General features: G+C 60.3%; 13 protein-coding genes. 9 read left to right on the top strand and 4 right to left on the bottom strand.

Annotation, left to right across the window (positions count from 1 at the left end; translation table 11 throughout):
- Positions 1-23: 23 nt before the first annotated feature.
- The 4 genes from B2Y33_RS17590 to B2Y33_RS17605 form a co-directional block, all read right to left on the bottom strand.
- A complete protein-coding gene (locus B2Y33_RS17590; protein ID WP_104925925.1) occupies positions 24-2,414 on the bottom strand; it encodes a glycosyltransferase family 2 protein in 2,391 nt (796 codons plus the stop codon).
- A complete protein-coding gene (locus B2Y33_RS17595; protein WP_104925926.1) occupies positions 2,411-4,882 on the bottom strand; it encodes a glycosyltransferase family 2 protein in 2,472 nt (823 codons plus the stop codon). The genes B2Y33_RS17590 and B2Y33_RS17595 overlap by 4 nt, the downstream gene beginning before the upstream one ends.
- Positions 4,883-5,027: 145 nt before the next feature.
- On the bottom strand, positions 5,028-6,467 hold the full coding sequence (locus B2Y33_RS17600; protein WP_104925927.1) for a DUF4214 domain-containing protein: 1,440 nt from the start codon (positions 6,465-6,467) through the stop codon (positions 5,028-5,030).
- Between the two features lie 17 nt (positions 6,468-6,484).
- Entirely contained in the window at positions 6,485-7,366 is an 882-nt protein-coding gene (locus B2Y33_RS17605) for a hypothetical protein (RefSeq protein WP_104925928.1), read from the bottom strand.
- Positions 7,367-7,888: 522 nt separating this feature from the next.
- Here B2Y33_RS17605 and B2Y33_RS17610 point away from each other — a divergent pair.
- The 9 genes from B2Y33_RS17610 (at position 7,889) to B2Y33_RS17650 (ending at position 19,191) form a co-directional block, all read left to right on the top strand.
- Entirely contained in the window at positions 7,889-9,736 is a 1,848-nt protein-coding gene (locus tag B2Y33_RS17610) for a type I secretion system permease/ATPase (protein ID WP_104925929.1), read from the top strand.
- A gap of 12 nt (positions 9,737-9,748) precedes the next feature.
- A complete protein-coding gene (locus B2Y33_RS17615) occupies positions 9,749-11,074 on the top strand; it encodes an HlyD family type I secretion periplasmic adaptor subunit (RefSeq protein WP_028687424.1) in 1,326 nt (441 codons plus the stop codon).
- Entirely contained in the window at positions 11,071-12,486 is a 1,416-nt protein-coding gene (locus B2Y33_RS17620) for a TolC family outer membrane protein (RefSeq protein ID WP_027914282.1), read from the top strand. The genes B2Y33_RS17615 and B2Y33_RS17620 overlap by 4 nt, the downstream gene beginning before the upstream one ends.
- Positions 12,487-12,970: 484 nt before the next feature.
- Entirely contained in the window at positions 12,971-14,002 is a 1,032-nt protein-coding gene (gene gmd / locus B2Y33_RS17625; protein WP_023535337.1) for a GDP-mannose 4,6-dehydratase, read from the top strand.
- Positions 14,002-14,898, top strand: a complete 897-nt coding sequence (locus tag B2Y33_RS17630; RefSeq protein ID WP_059183226.1) for a GDP-mannose 4,6-dehydratase — start codon at positions 14,002-14,004, stop codon at positions 14,896-14,898. Before gmd ends, B2Y33_RS17630 begins: the two co-directional genes overlap by 1 nt.
- Entirely contained in the window at positions 14,895-16,037 is a 1,143-nt protein-coding gene (locus B2Y33_RS17635; RefSeq protein WP_049696400.1) for a glycosyltransferase family 4 protein, read from the top strand. Before B2Y33_RS17630 ends, B2Y33_RS17635 begins: the two co-directional genes overlap by 4 nt.
- Complete coding sequence (locus tag B2Y33_RS17640; RefSeq protein WP_027914286.1) at positions 16,034-17,143, top strand: glycosyltransferase family 4 protein; 1,110 nt, start codon at positions 16,034-16,036, stop codon at positions 17,141-17,143. The genes B2Y33_RS17635 and B2Y33_RS17640 overlap by 4 nt, the downstream gene beginning before the upstream one ends.
- Before the next feature lie 75 nt (positions 17,144-17,218).
- The gene (locus tag B2Y33_RS17645; RefSeq protein ID WP_206405691.1) at positions 17,219-18,190 is read left to right on the top strand and encodes a UDP-glucose 4-epimerase family protein; all 972 of its coding nucleotides are present in this window, start codon (positions 17,219-17,221) and stop codon (positions 18,188-18,190) included.
- Positions 18,187-19,191: an MraY family glycosyltransferase gene (locus B2Y33_RS17650; RefSeq protein ID WP_206405690.1), complete on the top strand. Its 1,005-nt coding sequence runs from the start codon at positions 18,187-18,189 to the stop codon at positions 19,189-19,191. Before B2Y33_RS17645 ends, B2Y33_RS17650 begins: the two co-directional genes overlap by 4 nt.
- Positions 19,192-19,270 lie beyond the last annotated feature (79 nt).

A 19,270-nucleotide genomic window follows, 5' to 3' on the forward strand; every position in this document is an offset into this window, starting at 1 on the left:
CTCGTTCCCGTGAGTCAATGCTGTCAATTGGAGTATCGGGTCGCTACGTCTCTGGGGGGAAAGGCCAAGCCCCCGTATGGCCCAGATAGATAGTCAATACTCAGGTTTGGATGATAATAAGGATCAGACTTCTCAGGACTAGACCAAGTGCTCCTGAAGTGATTCTGCTCACGAGTAGCTCTTGCCATTTTTTCTGGGCTGAGATCTTTTCCTCGGCTTGCTGATTCTGCATGAATCAACCGGGCGGACGCACACCAGAGTACATGCAATCCTTGTTGCTGAATCTTCAAACATAAATCAACGTCATTGAACGCGACTGGATATGCACGTTCGTTCAACCCGCCTACGGAGTCGAACACCGATTTCCGTAACAGTAAACATGCCGCTGTGACCGCGCTTTGTCGACGTGTGATTTGATTAGTGCCCAAGTAACCAGCATCCCGCTGTTCTAATGAGTTGCCTGTATGGGCGGCAAGTCCATTAACTCCAACAACTACACCACCGTGTTGCACCATCATGTTCGGCCACAATAGCTTAGCGCCCACTGCGCCCACACCAGGTCGGAGAGCTTGAGCGACCATTTCGTTTAGCCAGTTGGGCTCTATGATTTCAATATCGTTATTTACTAGGCCAATCAACTCACCTGTCGCGAAGCTTGCAGCGCGATTGTTGATCGTCGCGTAGTTGAAAGGATAGGGATGGGATACCACTTTTACACCGCGTGTACTCAGTTTGCGGAGATAGTCTAGTGTTAATCGATCACTGGATTGGTTATCGACAACAATAATCTCTAGATTGGGGTAATCGGTTTCGTTAAGCAGTCCTTCGACACAAGCATGCAGCAGCTTGTAGTTATCTCTCGTTGGGACGATAAGACTCACGCGGGGCAGTTCCAATGGTAACGGCCAGTGTGCTCTGAGCAGTGCTGGGTAATCCACCAATTGGCTCACCGTCGCACCAGGTGCTAGATTCTCGCACAACCATCTCATTGCTTGCAGTCGCTGCGGACACGGCTGTGTCTGCTCTGGGCTTGCTGGTCTTTGAACAGAGCGGTGGTATAGCACACGGGGCAGATGAGCTACCCTAGCTCGGGCGTGTTGCGTAGCTAGTGCGACGCCAGCGGTAAGGTCATCGACGTTTACTTCAGCGTTATTTTTGTCGCTAATAAGCAGGGACAATGCGTTCTTAATGATGTTGGCGCTGTAAATCGCTCCAGGGGAAAAAATATCGGCGCCAATGAACAGGTCTAGATCCCACACTGGCTTCAACCAGGGCAGGCTGCGTTCGCCTTGTGGACCATCCCGGTCGCAGTCCGCGTATGCCCACGCGCTACCATCATCAAGTAATGCACTTAGGTGCGGTAGCGCCCTAGGGGCGAGGCGGTCTCCTGATGTAATCGGTAGAATCCGATCACAACCGGCTTCAAGCAGCTCAGCCAAAGCTGGCAACACGTTGCTAGGTGCTGCGATAGACACTGGATGTGCGGAAACATGGCTTCCCCCCAAACTGTTAAGGCTGATTTTTTCATGAAGGGTATTCCCGTCGCTCAGCATCAACACGCCCAGCTTACCTTGCAGTTGCGGTGTCTGCTGCTCATCCATCCGTTGGAACGCTTCGAACCAACGCGGGTAGTGCTCCCATCCAGCGCTTTTGGGCAAACGCAAACTTTGCTCTTTAGCAACTTCGGTCAATAAAGCTAATTCTGCTCCGTTGTGCGCAGAGTCCAGCTGCCGGAGCAGCCCTTCAATTCCCTCAGGCAGACAGCACAAACGAATAGGGCTGCCTGCCAAAGCTTGGCCTAGATCATTTACGATCTCTAGAACATGCAATTTGCCATCAGCCAATTCCCAAGGTAGATCAATACCAAACCCATGGTCACTTGTAGCGCGGTAGACCAATGCTTGATGGTGTTCATTACATGTGGTTTGCCCGATTATTCGGTCGCCTTCCCGTACCGTTACATCTACGTGTCGATTGGGTGCTTTCGGATCCCAACACCAACCCCCCACACGCAGGCCGCCCGTGTGCCAAACCTGGGACGCGACCGAAGCGCTCTCTTCACTGGATACAGTGGGTACTGTTGGGAGCGCCAATTGGCCGCCCAACACAAACGATTGATTAGCTATCCGAGCAGTGATCAACCGGGCCTCATCAAGCCAGCGCTGGCGTAATTGCACTGCAAAACCGTGAAACCGGTCGCCTGCAGGTACACTTGGCTCGTACTGGTCAGCCCTTACGATTGCCACGCTGGCGCCATCAATGAGTACTTCTACAACCGGACGGTATTCTTGCTGCGTGTTGTCCATTGCCCAGCCGTGCAGCACATCGCCTTGAAGACCGAGTATGGCCCCGCTGAAATTATGTTGAATGGCGGACACTTCCGTCTGCGGTTGTTCCATAACGTGTTCGGTCATTGGGCCAGGCTCAAGGTCAAAGGCAAATTGATAAGGTCGATTGCCCCTTTGTCGCTTCTCAGCGGGGTAGGGCGGGCAAACATTGGTACGCCCAGTTGGGTCGCCAAGCCATGCGCCATCCAGCCATTGCCAGAATTCTTGGTCAGGCTCAGCACACCCTCACAGCCAGCGGCTTGGGCACGCTCGGCCAGACTGAAGCCTTCCACTTCAGGTAAAAGCTGGACACTCCCGGTGGCCTGCAACTGATTCAGCCAAGGGCTATCGGTGTGCGCAAGCAAACGGATGGATAGCCCGGCCTGGCTTATGTGACGAGCGGCATCCAGCCAGGCAATGGCAGTTCCCTGATCGCGCAGGCTGTCACCGATCATCAGCGACTGCGGCGCATACTTGGGAGCCTCGTTATCAACCGGGGTTGCTTCGACCACTAGCTTGGTGTCTGGCAACGCTTCACTATAGATGGGCTTTAGCGCCGGCCACGGCAACACGACGTTTGCAGCCTCACGGGCAAACCGTTGCCAGTCGTAATCACCCTGTTGATCGAGCAAGCGGTCATCACGGCATTGGATGCTATACGGAATGTCCAGCATTGCCGGCAGGTCACATAAGCCCACCGGGCACCGTGCCAAGTGCTCATACGAGATTGCCTGCAATGGTAGATTGCGCAGGCACTCGACCAAACGGGCGAAATCGTTCGGCAGTTCGAATTCAAGATTCAGCGGTAGATGGCTCAATGGAGCAGTCAACAGCACCCAGGTGCTGTGGCTGCTCCGGTGATAACTCAAACCGAAGTCCGCTTCTGTCATGGAGCCATCGTGAATGCGGAGCGTATGGTCAGTACCCGATTGCCAGTATGCATTCCGCTGACTTACCGGCATACGTGCCAATTGGTCAAGGCGAGCTTGCTGCAGAGCCTGGCGTGCAGGTTTGATGGGGTCGCGCAGGCAAAATGCTTTATAGCGCGCCGATGCGTCGGGGTAGCGTTTGCGCAATATGGCGTTGTTCATCGCCACACGCAGTACCTTCTCGGCCCCGAACGAAATACCGCCCTGGTGCGCCACAAACACATTGGGCGCGCCCATATGGCGCCAACCATGGTTGCGGGCGCGCAGGCACCAGTCGGTTTCTTCACCATAACCGCGTGCCAGGTGCACCTCATCGAGGTAGCCCACCTCGTCGAGCGCCGCCCGCTTGATGTACAGGCAAAAGCCGCAGCCCGTCTCGATTTCCACCGGCGGGCTGGCGACTTGGCGGGCCAGGTCATCCAGTTCGGCCTGCGCCTTGGCGCTGGGCATGTCGTGGCAAATCTGGCTGCGTGGGAAGCTCATCAACTCGCCGTTGTTGGTGAACGGCGTCACCGATGCAATGCGTTCGTCGCTATAGGCCACTTCACGCAAGCGATCCAGCCAGGCACCGTGCACGCGGGTATCGGCATTTAGCCACACCACGTCCTTGTTCGGGCTCAGGGCCATGGCGCGGTTCATCGTGCGGATGAACCCAAGGTTCACGGCGTTTTGTATCAGCGTGATCTTGCCTTTGGCAGCCAGCACTTTAAGTGCCTTGGCCAGCGCTGGGACGGGCGTCTTGTCTTCGATGACCACCAGGCGATGCGCAGTGCGGTTCAATTTGCGGGCGTCCAGCGCGCTGTTGATGCACTCCAGTGTTTCTTCGAGCCCGTTATAAACCGGGATCAACACATCCACCGGGTTATTTTCGCTACCACCCGCACTAGCAGGGGGGACGAAGACTGGCATGGCGTAAACCGGGCTGCCGAGTAGGGGGGTGCCATTGGCGAACTGCAGCGTAACCGCAGGCGTTGGGTTAGGCACGCTCACCCGTAACCCGCCATGGCTTGCCGGCAGGCCTGCTGCGCTGAGCAGCGGATGGCTGACAGTTGCGGTCGCGTTGATTCGCCCGCCATTGGCTTCGATTTGAATAGAGGCGGGTACTTGCAGGTTCTGCAAATCGACTGCCCAGCCCTGGATTTCCTTCTGATCCGGCAGATAACGCACAACCCCGACAGTACCGGGAGCATCGCTTTGTGCGGCCAGCAGCTTCAGCACAACCGCCAGCTCTTTGCCTGTATGGATATCGGGCAGGTGGGCCAGAATCATCCGGCGCACGTCCGCAGGTGTTTCCGAAAGGCTGCGGGCCTCCCAGAGGGTCAGGCGCAGGCCAAGGTCATTGGGCTGAAGTTTCCAGGCGTCGGTCAGGTAGCGCGTGGCCAATGAGGGTTGGTCTTGCGCCAGCAAGCTACGCCCCACCAGGGCGTGGATATCTGCCCGCTCGGGCAGGGCCTTTGCGGCCTCGGCAAAAAATAAAAAAGCCAGCTTGGGCGTCTGCGGCAGGGCCGCGATGCCTTTCCATACGAGTGCTTCGGCCCGGTACTCGGGGATCTGCAACGCACGTTCGAGTGCAGTTGCCGCCGCGTCTTGCTCGTTGGCCTGACGGTGGCGGTGGAAGATGTCCATGAGCGTTTCTCGCCCATGGTCGAGTTGTCTGGACATAAGCTTGGCTTGGCTACAAAAAATAAAAAGAAGGGCGACTCGAAAGCCGCCCCCTTTGGCATACGCCCGGCCTTGCGGCCGGGTGTACGTTTCGCTACGACAGGGCTAGTTACACTTGGCCGTGCAGTACAACGACGTTGTCGATGTTTGCGATGGCTTCGTTGGAACCAACGATGCCCAGGGCCACGTCGGCGTGAGTGCCGCCGTTGTCCAGGACAGCTTCCCAAGCAGCTTTGCCAGTTGCATCGGCTTCGCGGCCCAGTGCGGACTGGTACAGGGAGTCGATGAAGTCGCTGTTGGACTTCTGAGCAGCTTCAGCCGAGCCAACGATGCCAGCGGCCACTTCGGCGCGGCTGGTGCCGTTGAACAGCTGGGATACCCAAGCGTCCAGGCCTTCTTGCTCAACTTCGCGGCCCAGTACGTTTTCGTACAGTTCGCGGACGAAGTCACCGTTCGACTGATCCAGCTGGATGGCTTCGTTCGACAGAGCGATACCAGCAGCTACGTCGTTCAGGTTGCCACCGTTGGCCAGCACGGCTTGCCATGCAGTCGAGCCTTCTTCATCAGCGGCGCGGCCCAGGATAGCCTGGTACAGCTCGTTGATGTCTTGGGCCGAAGCAGCGCCAGCGAACTCAGCCGAGTTCAGGAACTGGTTGGCGATGTCGGTCAGCGAAGTGCCTTCGCTTACCAGGGCGGTGAAGTCCTTGGCGCCGGATGCATCAGCGTCACGACCCAGGATGCCTTGGTACAGGCGCAGGGCAGCTGCTTCTTCGTCGCTGTGAGCCAGGGCTACAGTTTCGGTGGTGTCACCGTTAACGAAGGTCAGGAACTCAGCGTCAGTGATGGCGGCAGTTTGGTTGCCGGTCAGGTTGACGTTGAAGTTGTTGCCGACGGTGAAGGTGTAGTCGTCGCGCGAACCGTCCAGCTGAACGATGTCGAAGCCAGCGCCAGCGTTGACGATGTCAGCGTGGTCGCTGCCGCTCAGGATGATGGTGTCATCGCCCGAACCGGTGGTCACGTTGTTGTTGCCCAGGCCAGCGATAACGGTGTTATTGCCGTTGCCGGTCACGATGGTGTCGTTGCCGTCGCCAGCATCGATCAGGGTGTTCTGGTCGCCTTTGACAGTGATGACGTCGTCACCGTTGCCAGTTGCAACTACCAGCTCGATGGCCGAAGTATCAACGGCTGGAGCCAGGGCAGCAGCGAACAGTTGAACGTCGCCAGCAGCTGCTTGACCTTGCAGGTCAACAACCAGGTTGGCATCGCTTTGCAGCACGTAGGCGTTAACGCCAGCGGCTTCAGCAGCTGCCAGGTCGACAACAACTTGGTCGCCTTGGGCGCCTTCGACTTCGCCGAGAACGATGTCAGCTTGGCCGGAAGTTGGCAGCTGAACAACGTTGCCTTCGATGCCGGCGATGTTGACGTTTTCAACGGTGTCCAGGTTCAGCAGGCTGCTGATGGCAGCGATGGTGTTTTCGGACAGGTTGGCGCTATCGGCGTTCAGAGTGTCTTGCAGAGCGCTGCTCGACTGAGGGCTATCGTATTGCATGATGTATTCCTGTTACTTCAGGCCATGTGGCCCGCTGCAATCGTATTCTGCTCGGACGCAGAGTTTTCCCACGGAGACTTAAGGCGGGCAGCGTTCATCTTCGTTACGGGTGTTAAAGCGAGGTGCAAGGCCACCAGCGGCTCGTTGCCGGTGGGGCCGTGCATCATCTGATTCGCGACCAGGCGTTGTGGTTCCGTATCTTTGAAAACAACAAGGCCGGTTAATTCGTAATGCTTGCGCAGTGGGCCTACCAGGCTGAAACCAACACAGATCAGCGGCAGCCCCTGGCCACGGGCGCCGACTGTGGTGCCTGTCGAGACATTGCGGCATGGGCCGGAGCCGGCCACCATGCAGGTATAAAGAAGGTCGACACCGACAGGCTTCTCGGCCCAGTCGATGGCGAAAGAATCGATAAATTCATCGGCGCCCGGCTCGCCAACCCAGCCTTCACCGGACACGACTTCGCCGCTTTGGCTCAGGTGGGCGGTTAAGGTAATCGGCAGCGGCTTGGTGCTGGCGGCGATGGCTTGCGAAGGGTCGGTGCTCGCCACTACTGCGAAGGTACGCATGATGGCGGGGGAGGTGTCGATGCGATCAATCCGCAAATCCACAGGCTCGATCACTTCGTCGAACATGTGGTACTCGGTGATCAGCACGGTGGTGACACCGCCTTTGACCCTGGCGACGATGGTGTCGCCAAGCTTGGTCAGCATATTTTTGCTGACGCCTTCGGCGGGGAAGAAATCGATGGAGCCTTTACCTAGCGGCGCTTGTTGCAACGCGATGCAGACAGGCTTGTCTGCCGGAGGCTGTGAGGCGAATCTGAAGATATACATGCCCGGTTCGAGCAGGGTGACCCGGGAGCTGATTTTCAGGCCGTCCAGGGTTTGCGAAGGCATAGACATGGCGTTGTTAAGCTCCTTTTAAGCAATAACACTGGTAGCTAACGTGCTCAAACCCGTGCATACACTGAACTGCCATTGAAGGCTCCTTGCGAGTGGCGAAGATGCCGCCGGAGGGGCAAGATGTCAACCAAGAAATCTAAAAAAAAATTCATATCAGTGGGGAACTTAGCTATAAGAGGGACGATCTTTCGCCGCTTTTTGTTCATAACTGAGTACCAGGGTAGGACGTTACGGAATTCGAAAAATTCGCTTGAAATCAAAGATTTAGGATATTGAAATGCGCATATGACTACTTTCGATGGTTTTCTGGCGTCTAGTTTTCGTCGGTTTAAAGGTGTCTAGCCGTTGGTCACTCTGACCACTCAAGCAACTGCCTGTTTCCGTTCTGCTCAAACATTTCATGAAATTCTACTGTTCGTCGCTGAACAAAGCGGCTCAAGGAGCAATCTGACACGCTGCCTTCTCTGGTGGGTGTTACACTGCCCGCCGCTTTCGCCACTCTCCAGTACGGACACCATGAGTTATCAATCCGAAAACACTCTGCAAGCCGCCCTCAGAGCCTGCAAAAGCAGCTTCCTTTCGGTAGGCTTCTTCAGTTTCTTCGTCAACGCACTGATGCTGGTGCCTACGTTCTTCATGATTCAGATCTCGGGCCGTGTGGTGCCTTCCAGTAGCACCTCTACCTTACTCATGCTCACGCTGATTATGACCGTGTTGATCGCCACTATGGGTGCCCTGGAGTGGGTACGCTCGCGCATCATGGTGCGTATCAGTAACCGTCTGGATGTAATGCTCAGCCGCGATGTGTACAGGGCAAGCTTCAAGCGTGCATTGAATAGCGGCGGCTCCGATGCAACGGCGCAGTCCCTTAACGACCTCACCTCGCTGCGCCAGTTCTTTACAGGGCCAGGGCTTTTCGCATTTTTCGATGCCCCGTGGTTCCCCATTTACACCATCGTGATGTTCCTGTTCCACCCATGGTTCGGCTGGATGACACTGTTCTGCGGCGCGGTGTTGACAGTGTTGGCAGTCGTCAATCATAGGTCGACTGGCGGTGCGTTGGCTGAAGCGAACAAGGAGAACGTCGCTTCCAACGTGGTAACGAACCGTACCTTGCGTAATGCCGAGGTTATCGAGTCGATGGGTATGCTTGATACCCTAATGAACCGGTGGGCCAAGCGTCAGCGGCACATCATGTTGTTGCAGTCTAATGCCAGCGATAAGGGAGGTGCTATCAGCTCCACCTCCAAAACATTCCGAATCTGGTCCCAGTCCATCATGCTCGCCATTGGTGCGTATCTTGTAGTCACGCACGAAATCAACCCCGGCCTTCTGATGGCAGGTTCGCTGCTGCTGGGCCGCGCGCTGTCTCCCATCGACCAGATGATCGGCAGCTGGAAAGGCTTCGTCGCCGCCAAAGTCCAATACGACCGCCTCAGCAAAGTGATGGACGACCTGAAAAACGAACCTGAGCGCATGCCGCTTCCAGCCCCAGAAGGCCACATTCAGGTCGAAAACCTGATCGTCGCCCCGCCTGGCGCCAAGGCCCCGGTCATCCGCAGCATCAGCTTCGTGGCCCCGGCCGGCTCCATCGTCGGCATCGTTGGCCCAAGTGCCGCCGGTAAATCCACGCTGGTGCGTGCCCTGATGGGCATCTGGCCCCCACAGCACGGCGTGGTCCGCCTCGACGGCGCTGATATCGCCAGCTGGGACAAGCAGGCCCTTGGCCCATACGTCGGCTACCTGCCGCAAGACATCGAGCTGTTCGAAGGCAGCATAAGCGAGAACATCGCCCGCTTCGACAAGATCGACCCGGAAAAGGTAGTGGAAGCGGCCCAGATGGCCGGCGTTCACGAGATGATCCTCATGCTGCCCGATGGCTACGACACGGTAATCGGCAGCGACGGCGTCAACCTGTCCGGCGGTCAGCGTCAGCGTATTGGTCTGGCCCGTGCCATTTATGGCAACCCGCGCCTGGTAGTGCTCGACGAACCTAACTCCAACCTAGACGACGTGGGTGAACGCGCCTTGGGCGTGGCCCTGCAAAAGCTCAAGGCAACCGGTGCCACGGTCTTCATCGTCTCGCACCGCCCCAACATCCTCACCCGCCTGGACCGTATTCTAGTCATGTCGGGCGGTACCATTTCGCTGTACGGCGAACGCGACCGCGTGATCGCCGAGCTGGCAGCGCAACAGGCTAAAGGCCAGCAGCGGGTCGCTCAGCCCGCGCCTGGCCAGCCCCCGGCCGCGCCGCCTGCTGCACCCAATGCCACGCCACCGGCCACCCCGCCCGCTGCACCCAATGCCGCGCCGCCCGCAGCCCCCGCTGCCGCGCCTGCCACCACCACCAGCACCGGCGTGTGAAAGGATTTCTAGATGAGCAGTAAAGCGATCACTACCTTCGATCACAATTTCGACGACATGCCCACGTCCGACCGCGGCATTCGCCGCATCGGCCTGACCATCGTCTTCGTTACATTCGGTATTTTCGGCAGCTGGGCGGCCTTCGCGCCACTCAGCAACGCTGTGCATGGTTCCGGTGTGGTCACCGTGCAGAACTACCGCAAGACCGTGCAGCACCTTGAGGGCGGCATCGTCAAGGAACTGCTGGCCCGTGACGGCGACCTGGTCAAGAAGGGCGACCCGCTGATCGTGCTGGATGAATCCCAGCTCAGCGCCGAATACGAGTCCACCCGCAACCAGCTGATCGTGGCGCGCTATAAAGAAGCACGCCTGCGGGCAGAGCGCGACGGCCTGAACGAAATCCCGCCGGTCAAAATGGATGGCACCGACTCGGTCCGTGCTCAAGAGGCCATGGCGGGTGAGTTGCAGGTGTTCAACGCACGGCGCAACTCGTTGCAGGGTGAGATCTCGGTCAACCGCGAGCGCATCCAGCAGATGAAACAGCAGATCGCTGGTTTGAACGACATGATCGGGACCAAGAGCGGGCTGGAGAAGTCGTACACCGGTGAAATCAAGCAGCTCAAGGAGTTGCTGGCCGAAGGCTTCGTGGACAATCAGCGCCTGCTCGAGCAGGAGCGCAAGCTGGACATGCTCAAGACCGAAGTGGCGGACCATCGGTCCAACATCACCAAGACCAATCTGCAGATTGGTGAAACCGAATTGCAGATCGTGCAGTTGAAGAAGAAATTCGATTCCGACGTGGCCAACGAGCTTTCTGACGTTCAGGCTCAGGTTTTCGACCTTCAGGAAAAAGAAGCAGCCCTGCGTGACCGCCTGTCGCGTGTGGTGATACGCGCACCCGAAAGCGGCATGGTGCTGGACATGAAGGTGCACACCATTGGTGGTGTGATCAGCGCGGCTACGCCGATTCTGGATATCGTGCCTGCACAGTCCGAGCTGGTGGTGGAGGCCAAGGTGGCCACGCGGGACATCGACCGTCTGGAGTTGGGTAAAACCGCAGACATTCGTTTCACCGCCTTCAACCAGGCCACCACGCCGGTCATCGAGGGCAAGCTGGTGCGCATTTCGGCGGACAGCCTGACCGACGAGCGCAGCGGCGACACTTACTACCTGGTGCGTGTGCAGGTGACCGAAGATGGCATGAAGAAGCTCGGCAGTCGCAAGCTGCACCCCGGCATGCCTGCCGAAGTGCTGATCAACGCCGGCGACCGCACCATGCTGCAGTACCTGCTCAAACCGGCCCGCAACATGTTCGCCGAATCGCTGATCGAGGAATGATTGTGCTGCGTTTGCTACCTGGAATGCTGATGTGCATGGTCGCCTGCCAGGCGGTGGCCGTGGAAGGGAAGGGCGCGCCGGCTGACGTGCCCAAAGCGGTGTCGGCGTCGACCTACACGCTGGACCTGGCCGGCCTGTACCGTGAGGCCAGGCTGGAAGACCCTCGGGTGCTGGCCGCCTATGCCCGCGCGCGCTCGGCCGAAGCCCAGCAGCGCGAAGCCTTGGGCGGCCTGCTGCCGCAGGTGTCGGCCAACGCCAACACCAGCCGCGTGCTGCGCAAGAACGAGATCGACCGCGACATCTATAACAACGAAAGCTATTCGTTGAGCCTGACCCAGTACCTGTACAACAAGCCGGCCTGGGAGCGGTACCAGAAGTCCAAGAGCGTCAAGGACCAGAAGGGCCAGCAGGCCGAAGATACCCTGGCCGAAGCCACGGTCGACCTGGCCAAACGCTACTTCGTAGCCCTGGCCGCCGACGACGAGCTGGCGCTGGTGCAGGCCGAGCGTCGCGCCACTCAGAAAAACCTGGACCGTGTCACCAGCATGTTCGACCGGCAGATGGCCAAGATCACCGACAAGCTGGACATGCAGGCGCGCGTCGACTTCCTGGCCGCCCAGGAGGTGGAAGCCCGCAACCAGGTGCAGGTCAGCCGTGAGGCGCTGGCCGAGATCGTCGGTCGGCCCATCACCGAGCCGCTGAGCCGGGTGCGTAACGATGTCGCGCTGCAGGCGCCCACCCGCCCTTTGCAGGAGTGGTTGACCCAGGCCGTGGAAACCAACCCGCAGCTCAAGGCCTCGCGCAGCGGTGCCGAGGCGGCCATGGCGGCCGTGCGTGAAGGCAAGGGCGAGCACTATCCGCAGCTGTCCCTGAGCCTGAGCGCCCAGCAGAGTGACCAGGGTTACGACAACACCCAGGCGCCGCGCAGCGACAGCTATGTGGCAAGCCTTGGGGTGAAGATCCCGATCTACAGCGGTGGCTCCACCTCGGCCCGTGTGCGTGGCTTGTATGACGAGCAGTTGGCGGCCGAAGAACAGCTCGAAGGCATTCGCCGCCAGGTGGTGAAGGAAACCACCACGGCCTTCCTCACGGCCCAGGCGGCGGTGGACAAGATCCGCGCCAACCGCAACGCCCTGTCCTCGGCCCAGCAGTCCAGCGTAGCGGCGCAGAAGGCGTTCAGTTACGGGGTGGTCAACGCGGTGGATGTGCTGACCAGCGTGCAGAACGAGTTCAAGGCGCGTCGTGATTTGCTCAAGACGCAGTATGACTTCATCACCAATCTGTTCCTGCTCAATCGTTGGGCGGGTCAGCTCAACCAGGACAGCGTGGACAACGTCAATGTGTGGTTGAGCCCTGTGCCAGAGCCGACCCTGCCGGGCGGTGACGTGGCGCGGCTGGATGCGCGCCGCTGATTGGACGGGTGGGGTGGGCTTGGGCGGTAGCCTAGGCTGTTAAAGAGATCGCTCGGCACACGCCTCCTGGCGTTCCGCCTACGCGGCCCCCCCTGTGGGAGCGGCCTCGTGCCGCGATGGGCCGCGCAGCGGCCCCCGGGATATCCGCTGCGAAGCTGCAATCCTGGGGCCGCTTTGCGGCCCATCGCGGCGCAAGGCCGCTCCCACACGACCAGCCTTTAGAACCCACCCAAATTCAGACCATTCCTACACCCCAAGCACTGGCCATTCTCCCCCCTGGAACTTATTCTCCCGCGCCGGTTCCTAACCCCTTCAATAAGGCCTGACCAGCGGCTGGCGCCGCGCCAGTACTTTGTGAGTCGAGTACTCCCACCGACCTATGTATACTGCCGCATGCAAGCGAGTACGCGCGGCTCGGAGCTGCCGCGTCAAGCCCCAATAATCACACATGCCCGCACGGCACTATCGGAGTTGGTTAAGTCGCATGAAAGCAATCGTTACTGGGATCACTGGTCAAGATGGCGCCTACCTGGCGGAACTGCTGCTGGAAAAGGGCTATACGGTCTACGGCACCTACCGTCGTACCAGCTCGGTTAACTTCTGGCGTATCGAGGAGTTGGGCATCCACACCAACCCTAACCTGCACCTGGTCGAGTACGACCTCACCGACCTGTCGGCCAGCATCCGCCTGCTGCAAACCACCGAAGCCACCGAGGTGTACAACCTCGCCGCACAAAGCTTCGTGGGTGTGTCCTTCGAGCAACCCCTGACCACCGCCGAAATCACCGGCCTGGGCGCTGTCAACCTGCTCGAAGCCATCCGTATCGTCAACCCGAAGGTACGCTTCTACCAGGCCTCCACCTCCGAAATGTTCGGCAAGGTGCAGGAAATCCCGCAGGTCGAAACTACCCCGTTCTACCCGCGTAGCCCCTACGGTGTGGCCAAGCTGTACGCCCACTGGATGACCATCAACTACCGCGAGTCGTACAACCTCTTCGCCACCAGCGGCATCCTGTTCAACCACGAGTCGCCCCTGCGCGGGCGTGAGTTCGTGACCCGCAAGATCACCGACTCGGTCGCCAAGATCAAACTGGGCCTGCTGGACAAGCTGGAACTGGGCAACCTCGACGCCAAGCGCGACTGGGGCTTTGCCAAGGAATACGTCGAAGGCATGTGGCGCATGCTGCAGGCTGACGAGCCAGACACCTTCGTACTGGCCACCAACCGCACCGAAACCGTGCGCGACTTCGTCACCATGGCCTTCAAGGCCGCTGGCATCGAAATCAACTGGAGCGGCAAGGACGAAGCCGAGCAAGGCACCTGCGCTGCATCCGGCAAGGTACTGGTCGTCATCAACCCGAAATTCTACCGCCCAGCCGAAGTCGAGCTGCTCATCGGCAACCCGGCCAAAGCCAAGCAGGTACTGGGCTGGGAGCCTAAAACCAGCCTTGAAGAGCTGTGCCGCATGATGGTCGAAGCCGACCTGCGTCGTAACGAAAAAGGGTTCTCGTTCTGATGCAAATGGCCAGCAAACGCGCACTCGTCACCGGGATCAACGGCTTCACCGGTCGCTACATGGCGGCCGAATTGCAGGCCAATGGTTATGAAGTGATCGGTACCGGGAGCCAGCCTTCGGCGGCGCCCGATTACCACCAGGTCGATCTGGCCGATGGGCCGGGCCTGCGTGCGTTGCTGGCCGAACTGCAGCCGGATGTGATCGTGCATCTGGCTGCCATTGCGTTTGTCGGGCACGGCGCTGCCGATGCCTTCTATCAGGTCAACCTGATCGGCACGCGCAACCTGCTCGAAGCCATTGCGGCCTGCGGCAAAACGCCAGAGTGCGTACTCATTGCCAGCAGTGCCAATGTCTACGGCAATGTTTCCGAAGGGATGCTGGACGAGCACACCCCGCCTGCACCTGCCAACGACTACGCCGTCAGCAAGCTGGCGATGGAGTACATGGCAAAGCTGTGGTGCGACCGGCTGCCGATCGTCATCACGCGTCCGTTCAACTACACAGGTGTTGGGCAGGCCGAGAACTTCCTGCTGCCCAAGATCGTTTCGCACTTCCAGCGCAAGGCCCCAGCCATCGAACTGGGCAACCTGGATGTGTGGCGTGACTTCAGCGACGTGCGCGCCGTGGTGCGTGCCTACCGTGGCCTGATTGAGGCGCGGGCAGTGGGCCAGACCGTGAACGTGAGTTCCGGCATCACCCATTCGCTGCGCGAAGTCATCGCCAAGTGCTCGGCCATCACCGGGCACACGCTTGACGTGCAGGTAAACCCTGCGTTCGTGCGCGCCAACGAGGTCAAGACCTTGTGCGGCGACAACGCCCGCCTGCGGGCGCTGGTGCCGGGTTGGGAAACACCCGCTCTGGACGAAACGCTGGGTTGGATGCTCGCCGGTCAATGAAGGTCATTCTTTCCGTCGAGTCGGTTCGCTTCCCGCTGACCGGTATCGGGCGTTACACCTACGAGCTGGCCTCGCGGCTGCAGCAGTGCGATGACATCGACGACCTGCGGCTGTTTGCCGGGCGCAGCTTCGTGCCAGCGCTTCTCAAGCCAGCAGACCAGTCCGATGCCGTGCATGGGCTCAAGCGTTTCGTCCAGAAAAACGCCTTGGCCGTCGAAGCCTACCGGCGGCTGATGCCGTTTCTGCGTAAGCGCGCATTGCGTGGGCATGATGACTTCATCTACCACAGCACCAATTTTTACCTGCCGCCCTTCGCAGGCCGCAGCGTCGCCACGTTCCACGACTTGTCGCCTTTCACCTGGGCCCATTGCCATACCCCGCAGATCGCCCGGTACTTGCAAAAAGAGCTCCTGCTGACGCTAGAGCGGGCCGATGCGCTGATCACGGTGTCCCATTACATTCGCCAGGAGCTGGCCGATTACTTCAACTGGCCGCTTGAGCGCATTCATGCGGTTCCCCTGGCCAGCTCGCCGCAGTTCCACCCCCGTAGCCCGCAGGCGCTCACACAAACGCTGGCGCGTCATGGTCTCGAACCTGGTGGCTACAGCCTGTTCGTGGGCACCATCGAGCCGCGCAAGAACATCGAAAACCTGCTGGACGCTTATGGCCGCCTACCGCTTGCCCTGCGCCAACGCTGGCCGCTGATCCTCACCGGCTACCAAGGCTGGCGCAGCGAGGCCATCCATGCCCGCATCGCCCAGGCGCAGCAGCAGGGCTGGGCCCGCTACCTGGGCTTCGCCCCCAGCGAAGACTTGCCGTTGCTGTTCGCCGGCGCCCGGCTGTTCACCTTCCCGTCCCACTACGAAGGCTTTGGCCTGCCCGTGCTCGAAGCCATGAGCTCCGGTGTGCCGGTGGTGTGCTCCAACAGCTCTTCGCTGCCTGAGGTCGCAGGCCATGCAGCGCTCATGTGCGCGCCCGATGACGTGGACGGCTTGACCGCACTGCTGCAACGGGGCCTGGAAGACGAAGCTTGGCGCGCCACGGCCATTGCCCAGGGCTTGCAACATGCCGGTGGTTTCTCGTGGGAACGGTGTGCCCAAGGCACCCTTGAGGTGTATCAAGCGGTCAAGCAACGATGATCAAGGTTCTGCATTTTTTCAAAACCTACTACCCCGATTCCATGGGCGGTATCGAGCAGGTGATCTTCCAGATCGCCGAAGGCACCCAGGCCCACGGTATCGAACCTGAGGTGCTGTACCTGAGCTCACGTGGCGCTGCCCGCAACGAACCGGTGGCCAACCACCTCACGCACCGTGCCAAGCTGGACCTGCATGTCGCCTCCACCGGCTTTTCGTTGTCGGCCTTCAAGGACTTTGCCGAACTGGCCCGCAAGGCCGATATCGTGCATTTCCACTTCCCTTGGCCGTACATGGACCTGGTGCACTTCGCCACCCGGCTGAACAAGCCGACCGTGGTCAGCTACCACTCCGACATCGTCAAGCAGAAGTGGCTGCTCAAGCTGTACCAGCCGCTGATGAACCGCTTTTTTTCTAGCGTCGACCGCATTGTGGCGTCTTCACCCAACTATGCGGCGCATAGCCCGGTATTGACCCAGTTCAAGGACAAGGTGTCGATCATCCCCTATGGTCTGGACCGGTCCACGTACCCCAAAGCCAGCGCCGAAAAGCTGGCGTACTGGCGGCAACGGTTGGGCGAACGGTTCTTCCTGTTCGTCGGGGCGCTGCGTTATTACAAGGGGCTGGACTACCTGCTGGAGGCCGCGCGTATCAGCGGCTTGCCCGTGGTCATCATGGGCGGCGGCTTCCTGGAGCAGCAGCTGCGCCAGCAGGCCAGCGACGCGGGCCTGAGCCAGGTACAGTTCCTGGGTGGCTTGCCGGACGAAGACAAGGTGGCGCTGCTGGAACTGTGCTATGCCTTTACCTTCCCGTCGCACCTGCGTTCGGAGTCCTTTGGCATCTCGCTGCTGGAAGCGGCCATGTACGGCAAGCCGCTGATCTCCTGCGAAATGGGCTCCGGCACCACCTTCATCAACCTGGCCGACCAGACCGGGCTGGTGGTACCGCCGCGCGATGCACCGGCGCTGGCCCAGGCCATGCAGCAGCTGTGGGACGACCCGGCCCAGGCCCAGGCCATGGGTGCCGCCGCCCAGCAACGCTTCGAGAACGTCTTTACCGCATCGGCCATGGCCAATGCCTACGCCGAGCTGTATCGCAGCCTGTTGTAGCCCGGTCAGTCAGGCACAACGGGCGCGAAGATCGCCGCATGCCGGCCTTGCCGGTGTGAACCGAGAACGGATTTCATGGAACGACGCACGTTATTGATCACTGGGGCCTCGGGCTTTGTCGGCAGCGCCCTGTGCCAGCGCCTGGCGACGGTCGAAGGCCTTACGCCCCGCGCCGCCTTGCGCCACGGCAGCCAATCGCCCCTGGCAGGCATTGACGCGGTCACCGTTGCGGGCCTGAGCGCCGAGACCGACTGGCAGGCGGCCCTTGTCGATGTAGACGTCGTGGTGCACGCGGCGGCGCGTGTGCATGTGATGAAGGAAACCGCCACCGACAGCCTGGCCGAGTTTCGCCGTGTGAACGTGCAGGGCACGCTCAACCTGGCCCGCCAGGCGGCGGCTGCGGGCGTGCGGCGCTTCATTTTCATCAGCTCGATCAAGGTCAATGGCGAAACCAGCCAGCCGGGCCGGCCCCTGCATGCCGATGATACCCCCGCGCCCCAGGACGCCTATGGCGTTTCCAAGCACGAGGCCGAGCAGGGGCTGCGGGCGGTAGCCGCCGAAACGGGCATGGAGGTCGTCGTGATCCGGCCGGTGTTGGTCTACGGCCCGGGCGTCAAGGCCAACTTCCTGAGCATGATGCGCTGGCTGGAGCGTGGCGTGCCCCTGCCGCTGGGGGCGGTACACAATCGCCGCAGCCTGGTCTCGCTGGGCAACCTGGTCGATCTGATCATCACCTGCGTGGATCACCCTGCGGCAGCAGGCCAGACGTTCCTGGCCAGTGACGGCGAGGCTGTATCCTTGAGCGAGCTGCTGCGGGCCCTCGGCCGGGCGCTGGGCCGTCCAGCCCGCCTAGTGCCGGTGCCCGCCGCGCTGTTGCAAACGGGCGCCGCGCTGCTGGGGCGCCGTGATCTGGCCCAGCGCCTGCTGGGCTCGCTGCAAGTGGACATCACCAAGAACCACCAGCTGCTGGGCTGGCGACCGCCCTACACGCTGGAGCAAGGCCTGGCCGACACCGCGCACGCCTTCAAGGAGAACCACCGCCCATGACCGCCATCCTCATCGTGGCAGGCATCGCCACCTGGCTGATGACGGCCGCACTGCGCCGCTACGCGCTGTCGCGCAGCCTGCTGGACATCCCTAATGCCCGCAGTTCGCATACCTTGCCCACGCCCCGGGGCGGGGGGGTGGCCTTCGTCGTGGCCTTCATGGTCGGTGTGCTGGTGCTGGGCTGGGCCGGGTACGTGGCGCCGTCGGTGCTGGTGGGCATCCTCGGGGCAGGGGGCCTGGTGGCCGTGATCGGGTTCATGGACGACCACGGGCACATTGCCGCGCGCTGGCGCCTGCTGGGCCATTTCGCCGCAGCCGCCTGGGGGCTGGCCTGGCTGGGTGGTCTGCCGCCAATCAGCGTGTTCGGCTGGCCGTTGCATGCTCTGTGGCTAGCCGCGCCGCTGGGGCTGCTGTACCTGGTCTGGCTGCTGAACCTCTACAACTTCATGGACGGCATCGATGGCATTGCCAGCATCGAAGCCATTTGCGTGTGCCTGGGCGGCACCGTGCTGTTCTGGCTGGCGGGTGCGCCGGGTGCTGCGTGGTTGCCGCTGCTGCTGGCCGCCACCGTCACCGGTTTCCTGATCTGGAACTTCCCGCCTGCCCGCATCTTCATGGGCGATGCGGGCAGTGGTTTTCTTGGCATCGTGCTGGGTTTGCTGACAATCGTGGCAGGTTGGATAGATCCGCTACTCTTCTGGGGGTGGTTAATACTTTTGGGTGTATTCGTGGTAGACGCTACCTTCACCTTGGCGCGCCGTTTGCTACGCGGTGAAAGGGTCTACGAAGCACATCGCAGCCATGCCTACCAGTACGCCTCGCGGCGCCACGGTCGTCACCGGCCGGTGAGCCTGGCGGTGGCGGCTATCAACCTGGGCTGGCTGCTGCCCGTCGCGTTGGTCGTCGTGGTGCTCAAACTTGATGGGGCAACCGGAACCTTGGTGGCCTATGCCCCTCTGATACTGTTGGCAGTTGCCTACCGGGCAGGGGAGAAGGAATAGCATGCTCCAGCAAGGCGGGCGCAATCAGGGTTGTACAGGGCTGTATGTTCGGCAGTCGCTCTGGTCATTTTCACAAGAT

This window comes from Pseudomonas sp. UBA5666 (genome assembly GCF_002420785.1).
Lineage (GTDB): Bacteria > Pseudomonadota > Gammaproteobacteria > Pseudomonadales > Pseudomonadaceae > Aquipseudomonas > Aquipseudomonas fulva.